Annotated in this window: 13 protein-coding genes; 5 read left to right on the forward strand and 8 right to left on the reverse strand. The window is 48.7% G+C overall.

Annotated features, from left to right (window positions below; all coding sequences use genetic code 11):
• Nucleotides 1–660 precede the first annotated feature (660 nt).
• Together PRECH8_RS07150 and gyrA are read right to left on the reverse strand one after the other, a co-directional pair.
• Nucleotides 661–1,740, reverse strand: a complete 1,080-nt coding sequence (locus PRECH8_RS07150; protein WP_200966422.1) for an HD-GYP domain-containing protein — start codon at nt 1,738–1,740, stop codon at nt 661–663.
• Nucleotides 1,741–1,884: 144 nt separating this feature from the next.
• Complete coding sequence (gene gyrA, locus PRECH8_RS07155) at nt 1,885–4,440, reverse strand: DNA gyrase subunit A (RefSeq protein WP_200966423.1); 2,556 nt, start codon at nt 4,438–4,440, stop codon at nt 1,885–1,887.
• Nucleotides 4,441–4,837: 397 nt separating this feature from the next.
• On the opposite strand from gyrA, the gene PRECH8_RS07160 reads away from it, so the two are divergent.
• Complete coding sequence (locus tag PRECH8_RS07160; protein ID WP_200966424.1) at nt 4,838–5,452, forward strand: DedA family protein; 615 nt, start codon at nt 4,838–4,840, stop codon at nt 5,450–5,452.
• A gap of 132 nt (nt 5,453–5,584) precedes the next feature.
• Here PRECH8_RS07160 and gyrB read toward each other — a convergent pair whose 3' ends face one another.
• The 6 genes from gyrB to dnaA all read right to left on the reverse strand — a co-directional run bounded on the left by gyrB (nt 5,585) and on the right by dnaA (nt 11,863).
• Nucleotides 5,585–7,495 (reverse strand): DNA topoisomerase (ATP-hydrolyzing) subunit B, encoded by a 1,911-nt coding sequence (gene gyrB / locus PRECH8_RS07165; RefSeq protein ID WP_200966425.1) that lies wholly within the window; start codon nt 7,493–7,495, stop codon nt 5,585–5,587.
• Between the two features lie 39 nt (nt 7,496–7,534).
• Nucleotides 7,535–7,777, reverse strand: a complete 243-nt coding sequence (remB, locus tag PRECH8_RS07170) for an extracellular matrix regulator RemB (RefSeq protein ID WP_200966426.1) — start codon at nt 7,775–7,777, stop codon at nt 7,535–7,537.
• A 35-nt stretch (nt 7,778–7,812) separates the two neighbouring features.
• Nucleotides 7,813–8,919: a DNA replication/repair protein RecF gene (recF, locus tag PRECH8_RS07175; protein WP_200966427.1), complete on the reverse strand. Its 1,107-nt coding sequence runs from the start codon at nt 8,917–8,919 to the stop codon at nt 7,813–7,815.
• Between the two features lie 18 nt (nt 8,920–8,937).
• Nucleotides 8,938–9,153, reverse strand: coding sequence for a S4 domain-containing protein YaaA (gene yaaA, locus PRECH8_RS07180; protein ID WP_200966428.1), 216 nt, complete (start codon nt 9,151–9,153; stop codon nt 8,938–8,940).
• 15 nt (nt 9,154–9,168) lie between these two features.
• Nucleotides 9,169–10,308: a DNA polymerase III subunit beta gene (gene dnaN / locus PRECH8_RS07185; RefSeq protein ID WP_200966429.1), complete on the reverse strand. Its 1,140-nt coding sequence runs from the start codon at nt 10,306–10,308 to the stop codon at nt 9,169–9,171.
• Between the two features lie 193 nt (nt 10,309–10,501).
• Nucleotides 10,502–11,863, reverse strand: a complete 1,362-nt coding sequence (gene dnaA / locus PRECH8_RS07190) for a chromosomal replication initiator protein DnaA (RefSeq protein ID WP_200966430.1) — start codon at nt 11,861–11,863, stop codon at nt 10,502–10,504.
• 587 nt (nt 11,864–12,450) lie between these two features.
• Here dnaA and rpmH point away from each other — a divergent pair.
• The 4 genes from rpmH to jag all read left to right on the forward strand — a co-directional run bounded on the left by rpmH (nt 12,451) and on the right by jag (nt 14,524).
• Nucleotides 12,451–12,588, forward strand: coding sequence for a 50S ribosomal protein L34 (gene rpmH / locus PRECH8_RS07195; protein ID WP_200966431.1), 138 nt, complete (start codon nt 12,451–12,453; stop codon nt 12,586–12,588).
• A gap of 69 nt (nt 12,589–12,657) precedes the next feature.
• A complete protein-coding gene (gene rnpA / locus PRECH8_RS07200) occupies nt 12,658–13,035 on the forward strand; it encodes a ribonuclease P protein component (RefSeq protein ID WP_200966471.1) in 378 nt (125 codons plus the stop codon).
• A gap of 77 nt (nt 13,036–13,112) precedes the next feature.
• Entirely contained in the window at nt 13,113–13,907 is a 795-nt protein-coding gene (locus tag PRECH8_RS07205; protein WP_242457478.1) for a YidC/Oxa1 family membrane protein insertase, read from the forward strand.
• A complete protein-coding gene (gene jag / locus PRECH8_RS07210) occupies nt 13,904–14,524 on the forward strand; it encodes an RNA-binding cell elongation regulator Jag/EloR (RefSeq protein ID WP_200966432.1) in 621 nt (206 codons plus the stop codon). The genes PRECH8_RS07205 and jag overlap by 4 nt, the downstream gene beginning before the upstream one ends.
• Nucleotides 14,525–14,616: the final 92 nt, after the last annotated feature.

The following is a 14,616-nucleotide window of genomic DNA, read 5'->3' on the forward strand; positions in this document are numbered from 1 at the left end:
TTCGTCGTCTCTCGGCCGCTCTGATAGTTTCGTCAGTGCCTCAAGGCGACTTTATTAATATAACACATCTTCAATCTTCTATGCAAGCACTAATTTGTGGATTTTATTTTCTTTTTGTGCTCTCATGTATTGGCATGATCAGAACAAAATAAATATCTGCTCTGCTCGGTTACAAACTCATCTCCTCGCTCATCCTGCATGAATTGCAGCGCAAGGAGCGTGAGGATTAATATAACACATACTTCCGATCTGCCGCAAGCTCATAAATCTTGGAAGATAAAGAGCAAGATGTTGTGAGCAGTACTTCACGAAGATCACAGACGTGTGTCGGAGATACTAACGGAACTAGAGTACGTTATTTGACCGAAAACAGCATGTATTGAAAAACTAACGGAACAATGGTTCGTTATTTGAGTAAAAAAGAGATGATTGAAGCTGATTTTGATGCAATAGCGCATCGTTGTTCCGTTACATTACAAGTAAAGCTGAAACGAGGCAAATAACGTACTGACGTTCCGTTACTGTTAATTCTGTTAAAATCGATCACAGTATGTTCCGCTACTCTGCTCTGCTGCGGTCAATTCCGAACCAATTCCTCAACCACTGTTGCACTCCGCCCTCCGCTCTATGCTGCAGCACGCGCTTCGGGCCCGCTTCCGGTTACTCGAGTTGATGTGAGATCACTTCTGCAATATAGAGATCACGCTTCTGCGTCAAATTGATGATCTCCCCTTGAACCTCAACCCAAGGCCGAGTAGGATTCGCGCTGTCGGCATAGACGATCTTGCCGATCCTGCCGCAGCTCAAGCGAATGGTATACCCGATCTGATGCTGGGTTAATTTATGAATGAAGGTCTGCACGAATGCAGGATCCAGCTTGCCAAAGGCATCCTGAGTCAACTGCTCCAACACGACATACGGCGAACGCGCATGCTGGTACTTCGTCGAATGCGTCATCGCATAGAAGACATCCGCAATCGCAACAACCTTCGCATAAGGATGGATCTTATCTCCGGTCAATCCAAGCGGATACCCTGACCCGTCCTCCCTTTCATGATGCTGCAGAGCGGCTAATTTTACTCCCTCATTGATGCCTTTAACAGGCTTCAGAAGATTATAGCCGATGATCGTATGTTTCTTAACTTCCTCCATCTCTTCCGCCGTTAATCGACCCGGTTTGTTGAGCAGCGCCGGATCAATCTCCATATTGCCGATATCATGCAGCAGTCCTGCCAGGGCCGCCGGCATGAGGTCCTTTGCCTTAAACTTGCTCCAACTTGCCAGGTAATAGGAGATCAGCCCGACTCCGATGCTTTTGTGAAAGAGATAGTCCTTAACCCTGATCTTGTCCTCGGCGGTAATCAGAAGATCCTGATAGTCATAATGCTGTACCATGATCTCAAGATGATTGCGCATCTCAACGATCGGTAAGTCTTCGGCGGCACTTGTATTCTTAAATGCGCGTTTCATAATCTGCAGAAGCTGTTCATAATGCTGCTCAAAAATCTGCGCATCGCTTAAGCTGGATCCGCTGCTTCTATCATCCGGATCTTCCTGAATCCCGTGCTTGCTTGCAGACGGATCGATCGATACTTCATCGATCATGAACGCTTTCAGAATCTCCAAGTCCCGCTCCGTAAGAACCGTGCCTTTGTAGAAGAGAATATTCCCTCGATGCGTCAAAACATCCGCAAGCAGCACGTCCCCGATCTCTAAACTGCTGACACGTACTTGTACCATACCAATCACCTACTAAGCTGTTATCGTTCACTGAGTATGTGTCAATCCGGGTGAATCCTGGCGATCTAGCAAAAAAGGGCCCTTGACAACTTAATATCCTTAATTGTCAAAGAAGCCCTTGCTTTGCACAATCTCATCTTATTGTTAATCTTCGCTCGCATCCATCTCCGGTTGGTCGCCCATCTCTTGCTGATCATCCATCACCGGATGGTCGCCCGCTTCCTGTTGGTCGTCTATCTCCGGCTGATCCGGCTGATCTTCGTCTTCTTCGTGGAAGGGATCCACTTCTGCTACCGTCGACACCTCATCCTCATCACGGATATGGATGATTCGGACACCTTGCGTATTCCTGCCCATCTCAGAGATCCCGGCAATATTCGTGCGAATCACCGTGCCGGTCGTCGTAATCACCATGAGATCATTCTTCTCATCGACAATCTGCAAAGCAACGACACGGCCGTTCTTCTCCGTGATGTTGATCGTTTTGATTCCCTTGCCGCCGCGGGATTGGCTGCGGTATTCCGATACCGGCGTCCGCTTGCCGTATCCGAGCGCTGTGACAACCAAGACATCGCCTTCGCCGTCATCATCGATGACATCCATGCCGACAACATAATCCTCTTCCTCGATGCTGATCCCCTTTACGCCGGCAGCGGTGCGTCCCATCGGTCGTACCTCTTCTTCGGAGAAGCGGATCGACATCCCTTGGGAAGTTCCCAGGATGATCTCTTGATTGCCATCCGTTAACCTTACGTCGACCAACTCATCTCCATCGCGCAGATGGATGGCGATCAAGCCGCCCTTGCGAATATTGGTATAATCCGCAAGCTGCGTCTTCTTCACGATCCCTTGACGCGTAGCGAAGAACAGATATTTGTCCAGATCTTCTTCGGAGACCGGGATCACGGCATTGACGATCTCACCAGGTTCAATCTGGATGAGGTTGATCACCGGCGTCCCCCGCGCAGTTCGGCCTAATTCTGGTACCTCATACGCTTTGATCCGGTAGGCCTTGCCCTTATTCGTGAAGAACAAGAGATACTGGTGCGTATTGGTGACGAATAGATGCTCTACGAAGTCATCTTCCTTCGTATCCATACCTACGACGCCCTTGCCTCCCCGCTTCTGTGTGCGGTAAGTCGTCACGGGCAGACGCTTGATATAGCCTGTATGGGTGATGGTGATGATGACATCCTCCCGCGGGATCAGATCCTCATCGAGGATCTCTTCCTCAGCGGCAATGATCTCCGAACGTCTCTCGTCGCCGTATTTTTCTTTGATCTCCAAGAGCTCTTCACTGATGATGTTCAGCACCAGCTGCTCATCAGCGAGGATCGCCTTGTATTCGGCAATCTTCTTCAGCAATTCATTGTATTCTTCCTCGATCTTCTCGCGTTCCAGCCCAGTTAACCGCTGCAGACGCATATCGAGGATGGCTTGTGCCTGCTCATGGCTCAAAGAGAACCTCGTGATCAGTCCTTCCCGCGCCTCCTCCGTCGTTCGGGAACTGCGGATCAGATTGATCACTTCGTCGAGGTGATCCAGAGCGATGCGGAGTCCTTCGAGGATATGAGCCCGTGCCTCGGCTTTCCGCAGATCGAACTCCGTTCTGCGGCGAATCACTTCGACTTGGTGCTGGATATAGTAGTGCAACATATCGCGAAGACCGAGAACCTTGGGCTGTCCATCGACCAGGGCAAGCATATTCACGCCGAAGTTCGATTGCATCGCCGTGTGTTTGTACAGATTGTTTAGGACCACATTCGGGTTCACATCGCGGCGCAGTTCGATCACGACCCGCATGCCGTTGCGATCCGATTCATCCCGCAGATCGGTGATACCGTCGATTCGCTTCTCATTGACGAGTTCAGCGATCTTCTCCACCAATCTTGCCTTGACAACTTGATACGGCAGTTCGTGAATGATGATGCGGGATCGGTTGCCGACTTCTTCGATCGACGTCTTCGCACGCATCGTAATCGCACCGCGGCCTGTGAGATAAGCCTGTTTGATGCCTTCTCGGCCCAGGATATAGCCTCCCGTTGGGAAGTCCGGACCCTTAATATATTGCATCAATTCCAGCGAAGTGAGATCGGGATTGCGGATCAGAGCAATCGCTCCATCGATCACTTCCGACAAGTTATGCGGCGGGATGTTCGTCGCCATCCCGACGGCGATCCCTGACACTCCGTTGACAAGCAGATTCGGAAAACGCGACGGCAGAACCGCCGGTTCCTTCTCCTCTCCGTCATAGTTCGGTACGAAATCCACCGTATCCTTATTCAGGTCACGCAGCAGCTCCATCGCGATCTTCGAAAGTCTCGCTTCTGTATACCTCATCGCAGCTGCCGAGTCACCGTCGATCGAACCGAAGTTGCCGTGACCTTCTACGAGGGTATACCGCATCGAGAAATCCTGCGCCATGCGGACCATCGTCTCATATACAGCAGCATCCCCGTGGGGATGGTATTTACCGATGACTTCGCCGACGATTCTGGCTGATTTCTTGAAGGGTTTGTCGGGGGACATTCCCAATTCAGCCATCGCGTATAAGATCCGGCGGTGAACGGGCTTCAGCCCGTCCCTCACATCCGGGAGCGCGCGGCTCACTATGATGCTCATGGCATAATCCATGAATGATTGACGCATCTCTTGACCTATATCAATATCTTTAATCCTGGATTGCATATCGTCAGCCATGAGAACCTCCTGTATTATGATCTAATCCATATGTGAACTAACCCCATATGCGATCAATTCCATATATCAAATCATTGTTAACCCATATGAAGATTGACTTGTTCAGCAAATAGTAAAATTATTCATATCTTCTCTATTATATTACTTTCTCAAAATAAGTACAATTAAACCGCCGCTCATAAGATCTCGCAAATCCTTGATGTTGTGCGCTTTTTGTAATGAACTTTCCTTTGGTCACAAGTCTTTGCTAAGATCCGTTCATGTGCGCCTCATGCTGCAAAGCAAAATTCGCGGTTCAATTATGCCCAATTCTGTTATATGCTAGTAAGGGTATGAAAAGGATTCGAACCAAGACACCTAAGACGAACATAACACTGCAATAGGAGCGACGGTACATATGGCTAATTGGATTCTGAATGTCATGGAGCAGTACGGTTATCTGGGCATCGCACTCATCATCGCAATCGAGAATCTATTTCCGCCGATCCCTTCCGAGCTGATCTTAACCTTCGGCGGTTTCCTCACCACTTATACGAATATGACCATTCTCGGCGTGATCATCGCTTCGACGATTGGATCGATCGGCGGAGCGGTCATCCTCTATGCCCTCGGCCGGATCTTCGACATCGAAGTGCTGCAGAAGATCATCGACCGCTGGGGGCGTATCCTCCGCGTGAAACGGGAAGATCTGGACAAAGCTAATAACTGGTTTAACCGCTACGGTTATTGGACGGTATTTTTCTGCAGGATGGTGCCGTTGATCCGCAGCCTTATCTCGATCCCTGCGGGCATGGCGAAACTGAATTTTGGTTTATTCCTGCTCTTCACGACCTTGGGTACGCTGATCTGGAATACCGTTCTCGTCTCACTTGGGGCCCTGCTCGGTGAGAACTGGGAGATCATCCTGCACTATATGGATGTCTACTCCAACGTAACCTATGCGGTCTTAGCGATCCTGTTCATCGCTTTCATCTGGTACTGGTTCTTCAAACGCAGCCGCAAGAACGGCTGAGCTCCGCAGACTCAATTGAACTGCATACTCAATTGGACGCCTGTCCGATCGCATAACCTTTACTGCTGTGCATATCCCATATACAGAGAGAAGGTGCTTGATTCTGCTAGAAGCAGCAGGCACCTTCTCCTTCTAGATATCCAGATTTCGAACATATCTGGCATGCTGTTGTATGAATTCCCGTCTAGGTTCTACGTTATCCCCCATCAGGATGTTAAACAGCTCATCGGCTTTCACCGCATCTTGTATGCTCACTTGCAGCAGAGTGCGGCTTTCCGGATCCATCGTCGTCTCCCAGAGCTGCTCCGGGTTCATCTCTCCAAGACCCTTATAGCGCTGGATATCAATTTTCCCTTCTCCCAGACTCGCCACGATCTCATCCCGCTCTTTGTCGCTGTAAGCATATCGCACAACCTTGTTCTTCTCGATCTTGTAAAGCGGCGGCTGAGCGATATAGACATATCCCGACTCGATAATCTGCCGCATGAAACGATAGAAGAAAGTCAGCAGCAGGGTGCGGATATGAGCGCCGTCCACGTCAGCATCGGTCATGATGATGACTTTATGATAGCGAGCCTTCGTGATGTCAAAATCTTCTCCGATTCCCGTGCCAAGAGCCGTGATGATCGCACGGATCTCCGAATTCGAGAAGATGCGGTCTAGTCTGGCTTTCTCTACGTTCAGAATCTTCCCCCGCAGCGGCAAGATCGCTTGGAAATGACGATCCCGGCCTTGCTTGGCAGATCCGCCTGCAGAGTCCCCTTCGACGATGAACAGTTCGCTGATCGATGCATCCCTGGATGCACAATCCGCCAGCTTGCCCGGCAGCGAGCTTGCTTCGAGCGCCGTCTTGCGCCGCGTCAGCTCCCGTGCCTTGCGCGCCGCTTCCCGCGCCCGGGCCGCTTGCAGCGCCTTCTCTACGATCTTCTTCGCCGTCGCTGGATTCTCATCCAGGAATTCGGAGAATTTCTCACTGAAGATCGATTCGACGATGCCGCGCACTTCGCTGTTGCCGAGTTTCGTCTTCGTCTGACCCTCGAACTGCGGTTCAGGGATCTTCACCGAGACGATAGCTGTCAAGCCTTCACGCACATCATCACCGGTCAGGTTGGAATCATTGTCCTTGATCGCATTGGTCTTGCGGGCATATTCATTGATGATCCTCGTCAACGCGCTCTTGAACCCAGATTCGTGGGTCCCGCCTTCGTGGGTATGGATATTGTTCGCGAAGGAATAGATGTTCTCCACATAGCTGTCGTTGTATTGGAGCGCGATCTCCGCATGGATATTGTCACGCACACCCTCCATATAGATCGGCGGTTCGTGCAGCGCTTCCCGATTGCGGTTGAGGTACTCGACGAACTCGATGATGCCCCCGTCATACTTGAAGGTCTGCCCGCTGTCTGTCCGTTCATCATACAACCGGATCTGAATGCCCTTGTTCAAAAAAGCCAGTTCGCGAATTCTCGATTCTAAGATCTCATAATCAAATTCCGTCGTCTCCGTGAAAATCTCTGCATCCGGCAGAAAATGAATCTTCGTACCCGTCTCATCCGTTTCGCCGATGACCTTGAGATCATACAGCGGAACACCGCGCTGGAATTCCTGTTTATGAATCTTGCCGTCGCGTTTGATCTCTACGGTCAGATGTTCGGACAAGGCGTTCACAACGGATACCCCTACGCCGTGCAAGCCGCCGGATACCTTGTAGCCCTCACCGCCAAACTTACCGCCGGCATGGAGTACCGTGAGCACGACTTCAACCGTCGATTTCTGCATCTGCGGATGCATGCCGACAGGAATCCCCCGTCCGTTGTCGATGACGGTTATGCTGTTATCTTTGTGTACGATGATCTCGATCTCCGAACAATACCCAGCCAAGGCTTCGTCGATCGAGTTGTCAACTACTTCCCATACCAGATGGTGCAGACCCCGAGCGCTGGTCGAACCGATATACATGCCGGGACGTTTCCTAACGGCTTCAAGTCCCTCTAATACTTGAATCTGGCTTTCATCATATGACTTATTCTGAAACGATGTCATGGCTTCACCTACTCTATTAATGTGAATTGCAGCGAGGTTCTAGAAGATATGATTCAGTCGTTTTTTCAGCGTGGTGGATGAGATCGGCGAATAATAGATCTGATCCTGCGTCATGACGATGGACTTAACCTCTTCTTCCCCTACCTGTACGACCCGTCCCTGTTCTCTCGCATGTTCCATATACTCACTGGATATCTTGGAAGACTGTTCGATATTCACATCGAAGATCGCGATCAGTTCTGCTGCTCGAATCATCCGATCTGCACCGATATGGATGTACATATCCTCACTCCTGTCCCATCCCACTGCAATCTCGATTACTTGGTGCGAACTTGGCCATTCTCGACAATATATAAAGCTGCATCATGCAGCTGCTGCAGCCTTAAACTCTCGATGCTGGTTGTCGTGATGAAGGTCTGCACCTTGCTCTGAAACGTCGTAATCAGCTGATTTTGCCGATTCTGATCGAGTTCTGACAACACATCGTCCAGAAGCAGCAGCGGATATTCTCCGATCTCCTGATGAATGAGTTCAATCTCGGCCAGCTTAACAGACAGCCCGACGGTGCGTTGCTGCCCTTGTGAGCCATAGACTTGTGCGTCCTTGTCATTGATCAGAAACTGAATATCATCGCGATGAGGACCGACCAGCGTCGTGCCGCGCCTTACCTCCTGGTCCCTCATCTGGGATAACTTTATCATAAATTGGTTAATTAATACAGATTCCTCATCTAACGGATTGCAGTCGAAGGATGGTTTGTATACGATCTTAAGCTGTTCCGTATCATTGGTGATCCCTGCATGGATCTCCTCTGCCCAAGCTTGCAGTTGTGTTATAAATTGTTGACGTTTGCGCATGATTTTAGAACCATATGCTGCAAGCTGTTCGTCCCAGATCTCCATCATGACCTGATTGGCGGGGCTCCATTGCTTCAGCGCATTGTTGCGCTGCAACAGGATCTTCTGATACTGACTGAGATGATACAGATAAGTCGGGTATACCTGACCCAGCTCAACATCAAGAAAACGCCGTCTAACCCCGGGGGACCCCTTGACGATCTCGAGGTCTTCCGGAGCAAACATCACTGCGTTCAGAGAACCGATATATTGACTTAACCTGCGTTGCTCCAAGCCGTTGATACTGGCTTTCTTCCCTTGTTTGGAGATCCTGATTTTAAGTCTTAGATCCCCAAGTTCGCGTGTAATCCTTCCTTCGATCTCCGCATGTTCAGCATCCCAGGCGATGAGTTCCTTATCCTTGTGCGTCCGATGCGACCTTGTCAAAGCAAGCACATAGATCGCTTCCAGCAGGTTCGTCTTACCTTGAGCATTGGCACCTATGAATAGATTCACTTGGTGATTCGTAGAAAGCGCAAGATGTTCATAATTCCGGTACCGAATCAGCTGTATATCGTTAAGATACAAAAAAATATCCTCCTGCTGTTAATTGCCCGTTATCTTGAATTTACCGCAACCTTCTACTGCAATTATATCATTTTTGTAGAGTTTTTTCCCTCTTTTGTTTTCCGGCTCTCCGTTTACATATACGCTCCGATCAGCGAGGAATGCCTTGGCTTGACCGCCTGTATCTACAATATAGGCCAGTTTTAGAAACTGGCCTAAGGTGATATATTCCGTTGAAATCCTAACTTCCTTCATAGTATGCTTCGCTCCTTAGTTCGTCGTGCGATAAGGCAGGATGAGATGCAGGACGGCGTCGCTTCCCTCAGGAGTAACGATGATCGGGCTCATCGCACCTGTAAAGGAGATATGTACCCGCTCCGTATCCATCACTTTCATCACATCCAGCAGATACCTCGAGTTAAATGCGATTCTAAGCGGTTCCCCGCGGTATCCCTCAACTTCGATCTGTTCCGTTACCTTGCCGAGTTCGGTAGAGGAAGAAGAGAGTTCGATCGTCTGCTCATCGATGGAAACCAGCCGCACGATATTCGTCTTCTCTTCCCGTGACAACAGATAAGCCCGGTCCAGCGCATCGGTCAATTGCTTCGTATCCAGCGTGAACTCCGTCTTGAAGACCGTCGGAATGATCTTGGATGTGTCAGGATATGTACCGTCCAAGATTCGGGAGTAGAAGAGCATGTTCTCCATCCGGAACAGAACTTGATTGTTCTCGATCACGATATCGATCATCGCGTTCTCCGGAAGGATCTTGCTGAGTTCATTGAGTGTCTTCGCCGGAATGACGATCGGCCGATCGCTGTTCGGTTCATGTCCTTGAATCTCGACTTCGCTGCTTGCCAGACGATGGCGGTCCGTAGCAACAAACTTCAAGCGATTGCTCTGGATATTCCATAGGATACCCGTGAGGATCGCGGAATTTTCATTCGTGGAAGCTGCGAACGCCGTCTGGCGAATCATAGTACGCAGCATATCGCTGCTAAGATGCAGAACATGTTCTTCCGAAAGACGCGGCAAGAGCGGGAATTCTTCCGGATCCAAACCGACGAGCTGCACTTCCGAAGAACCGGCACGGATCATCGTGACAAAGTGCTCGAAAACTTCGATTTCAATGATGTCAGAAGGCAGTTTCTTCACGATCTCCGTCAGAAATTTGGCAGGCAGAACCACACTGCCTGCTCGCTCTAATTCGATAATCGTCTGATCTTCTTGAACCGATGGAATGAAGCTTTGGATCGAAATCTCGGTATCGCTTGCCGTTAAGGTTAATCCCTGTTCATCAGCATCGAGCTTAATCCCGCTCAGGATGGGAATGGATGTTTTAACAGCAACAGCTTTGGAGACATTAGAGATCGCTTCATTAAATTCATGTTTGGCAATATTGAGTTTCATAGGTTCAACTCCCAGGGATAAAGGTGTTCTAAATCGCATTACACATACATATAGATATATTTTAACTAATTAGAAGCAGTAGTAGGGGCTGTGAGTATGTGAATATGTTATTAAAACTCATGAATATACAGGTTATCCACTTGTGTATAATCTGTTGACAGCAACCCCTTAATTTCTACATTTATCAACATGTTCATAAGCCATTCAAATTCTTAATCTTATCGGTCAGATTTTGAATGATCTTGTATAATTCTTGGTCTTCTTCGATGGTTTGGGAGATCTTGTCATGGGCGTGGATGACCGTTGTATGGTCACGACCGCCAAAAGCTTCGCCAATCTTAGGCAGCGAGAAATCCGTGAGCTCCCGTGACAGGTACATCGCAACTTGGCGCGGGAAAGCGATGGCTTTGGTCCGCTTGCGGGCTTTGAAATCCTCGATCTTCAGGCCGAAGTATTCGCCGACCACCTGCTGAATATCGTGAATCGTGATCGATTTGGGGCGTCCTGCTGGAATGATATCCTTCAGCGCCTGCGCAGCCAGATGGGCGGTGATGTCCTCATTTACGAGGGAGGAATACGCGATGACACGGATCAAAGCGCCTTCCAGCTCACGAATATTGGTATTGATATGATTGGCGATATACATGATCGCTTCATTCGGGATATCCAGATTTTCCGCTTTGGCTTTCTTGCGCAGGATGGCGACCCGCGTCTCGAGATCCGGCGGCTGGATATCCGTGATCAGACCCCACTCGAATCTGGAGCGAAGTCTTTCCTCTAGAGTAGGGATCTCCTTCGGCTGCCGGTCACTGGAGATGATGATCTGCTTATGTGCTTCATGCAAGGCATTAAAGGTATGGAAGAACTCTTCCTGGGTTTGCTCTTTGCCAGCGATGAATTGGATATCGTCGATAAGCAGTATGTCGATATTCCGGTACTTCAGACGGAACTCTTCACCGCGGATGTCGCGGATGGCATTGATGAATTCGTTCGTAAATTTCTCGGAGGACAAGTATAAAACTCGGCTCCGCGGATTATGCTCAAGAATATAGTGTCCAATCGCGTGCATGAGATGCGTCTTACCCAGGCCAACGCCGCCGTAGATAAACAAAGGGTTATACGCCTTGGCCGGCTGTTCAGCTACAGCCAGTGAAGCGGCATGGGCAAAGCGGTTGCCGGCACCGATGACAAAGGTATCAAAGGTGTATTTGGGGTTCAGCATGCTCGCGTACGACTCTTCATGGACTTCTACTCTGGGCTTTTTAGGAGGTTCTTCTTGCTGTTTGCTCACGATCTGGGCTGCTTCCGGTTCGGTAACAAACTTGATCTCCTTAGAGTTCCCGTTGATCTCGATTAAGGTATTCTTGATGAGTTGGGAATACTTGCCCTCCAGCCAGTCCCGAGCGAATTCATTGGGGGCCAGAATGGTCAACGTCGTATCATCCGAATGGATGACTTTGGTGGACTTGAACCACGTGTCGAAACTGGGCTTACTGATCTTCGTCTGAATGATGGATAGGGCTTGCTGCCACAGATCATGGACCTGCTCTTCCAAATTATGTTCACTCCTTCTTAAAAAACAAAGCGCGGGATCTTGTGTGAGGATGTGTTTATATAGAAGAAAAAGAAATTTCAACTCTAGGCAGGGTTGAAATTTGTCGTTATTATTCACATAAGATCATGGCTGAGGATAATTCTAATCACATTGGGGAAAAGTTGTTCACAATGTTATCCACAGGCTGTGTATAATTCACTGGTCCAAACGGTTATTCACAGCAAAAGCACCTATTATAATATCAAAACAATGCCGTGATTTCAATGAATCCAGCGAAATTATCCACAATTTCAATACCTTGTGGTTAATAGTTATCAACAACACTACATATTGTGAATAATTTGTTTATGATCCGACAGAATTCGTTATTTTGCGATAGAAAGTTATACACATGTGAATACTTCTTTTTGTGGAAGTGGCGAAGGGAGGGGCCAGGTGACGAAATTCATGTTCTTATTGACTTTTGAGACATGTAGTGGTTAAATATTTAAAGGCATTTTTTCTATAAAGCAGAGGATGAGCTCGAAACGCGGTTCATTCAGATAATGGTCTGTATGTATGGGGTAACTTTGTAAGGAGGTGCGATCATGGGTAAGCCGACATTCCAACCGAATGTTAGAAAGCGTAAGAAAGTGCACGGTTTTCGCAAGAGAATGAGCACGAAGAACGGCCGCAAGGTATTAGCTGCTCGCCGTCGTAAGGGTAGAAAAGTAATCAGTGCTTAATTACAAAAGGCCACGAAGGTGGTCTTTTTCTATATCTAGTACCAAATTCATAATGATACGGTGATAATGTTGCAGAAAGCATACCGACTGGCGCAGAAGACGGATTTCAACAAAGTCTATAGACATGGGAAGTCAGCGGCGAACCGACATTTTGTTCTCTATGTGCTGCCTAATCAGAAGACAGAGCACTTTCGATTAGGAATCTCTGTAAGTAAGAAGGTCGGGGGAGCTGTTGTCCGCAACCGGGTGAAACGATTGATCAAGGAAATCGTTCGTCTGCAGCTTGCGCCGCGGATTGCTCCACATCATGATCTCGTCATCGTCGTGCGCAAAGCAGCGCTGGACTTGGATTTTCACGAGATGAGCAAGAGCCTTGCGCACGTGTTCAACCGAGGCAAAATTCTACTCAAAACCGACAAAAGTTTTTCACGACAAGATCGCGTTTAATTTATTTTCTTTCATATGTGGATATGATATAGTGAACATTGGCAGACAAGGACTTGGAAAATTGGGAGGAAAAATCTTTGATACAGAGATCAGTGCGCAAACCCCTGATGATCGCAGGGTTACTCTTATTCGTAATATTGTTATCAGGCTGCACGGCAGATCATATACCTACGATCCCGCCGGAGGAACTCGCCCAGGGCGGATTCTGGCAGCGCTATATCGTCTATCCGTTCATGGTTACTTTGGACTTCTTGGCAGGATTGTTCTTCAATCAATACGGCATCGCGATCCTGATCCTGACGATCGTGATTCGTCTCTTGATTCTGCCGCTCACCTTAAAGCAGTATCGCAGTTCCAAAGCGATGCAAGCACTGCAGCCTGAGCTTATCAAACTTCAGAACAAATATAAGAACGATCGGGAGAAGTATCAACAAGAGATGATGAAGCTCTATCAGGAGCATAATGTTAATCCGCTTGCCGGATGCTTGCCGATCTTGATACAGATGCCGATTCTTCTGGCGCTCTATCATTCGATTATGTACAACCCTGCGATTCGCGGCGAACACAGTACATTCTTATGGATGGACTTAAGTCAGCCGGATACCTATTATATCTTGCCAGTCATCGCAGCACTTACGACTTATATCCAGCAGAAGATGGTGATGTCGCAATCGCCGAATAACCAGATGCAGGGGATTATGATCATATTCCCAATCTTGATCTTCGTCATGTCTATGTCTTTCCCTGCGGCACTGCCGCTGTATTGGGTATACAGCAACTTGTTCACGCTTGTTCAGACTTATTTCTTGTATGGAATCGGCAAAGACAAGAAACGCCAAGTTGAAGAAGTTAAGGGGGCAAGGCGTAAGTGAATAAGATTACGGTGACGGGCAGAACGGTCGAAGAAGCGATTGACTTGGGGCTTCAGCAGCTGCAAGTCGCGCGGGATCGGGTCGAAGTAACGATCTTGGAGCATCCGAGCAAAGGCTTGTTTGGACTCATCGGCGCCAAGGATGCAAAGGTTGAACTTCTCGTAAAGCCCGATGCGATCGATGAAGCGGTACAATATCTTCACGAGATCGCCGGCGCGATGAAGTTGGAGATCCAAGTCAATCGACGCGAGACGGAAGACGGGGTTGTCTTGGAATTATCCAGCAAAGATGACATAGGGATCTTAATCGGCAGAAGAGGACAGACACTGGATGCTTTGCAGTATCTGGTGAATATCGCTGTGCACAAACCCGGCCAGCCGCATCGGCGCATCATCCTTGATGCGGAGAACTTCCGCGAGCGTCGGAAGAAGACGCTGGAAGAGTTAGCGGCACGGCTCGCGAGCAAGGCCGTTCGCACCGGCCGTGATGTCGTGCTTGAACCGATGCCGTCACATGAACGTAAGATTATTCACACGTACTTGCAAGACCATCCGAAAGTAAAATCCTACAGCAAAGGCGAAGAACCGAATCGACGAATTGTCATCGGCCTCAAATAAGCAACACGAAAGCAATGACTATTCCAGTAGTCATTGTTTTTTTGAACTTATACCGAAGGATATACTTGGTTCTAAAAGCCTGCGTTCCAGGG

The organism is Insulibacter thermoxylanivorax, assembly GCF_015472005.1.
GTDB classification, from domain to species: domain Bacteria; phylum Bacillota; class Bacilli; order Paenibacillales; family DA-C8; genus Insulibacter; species Insulibacter thermoxylanivorax.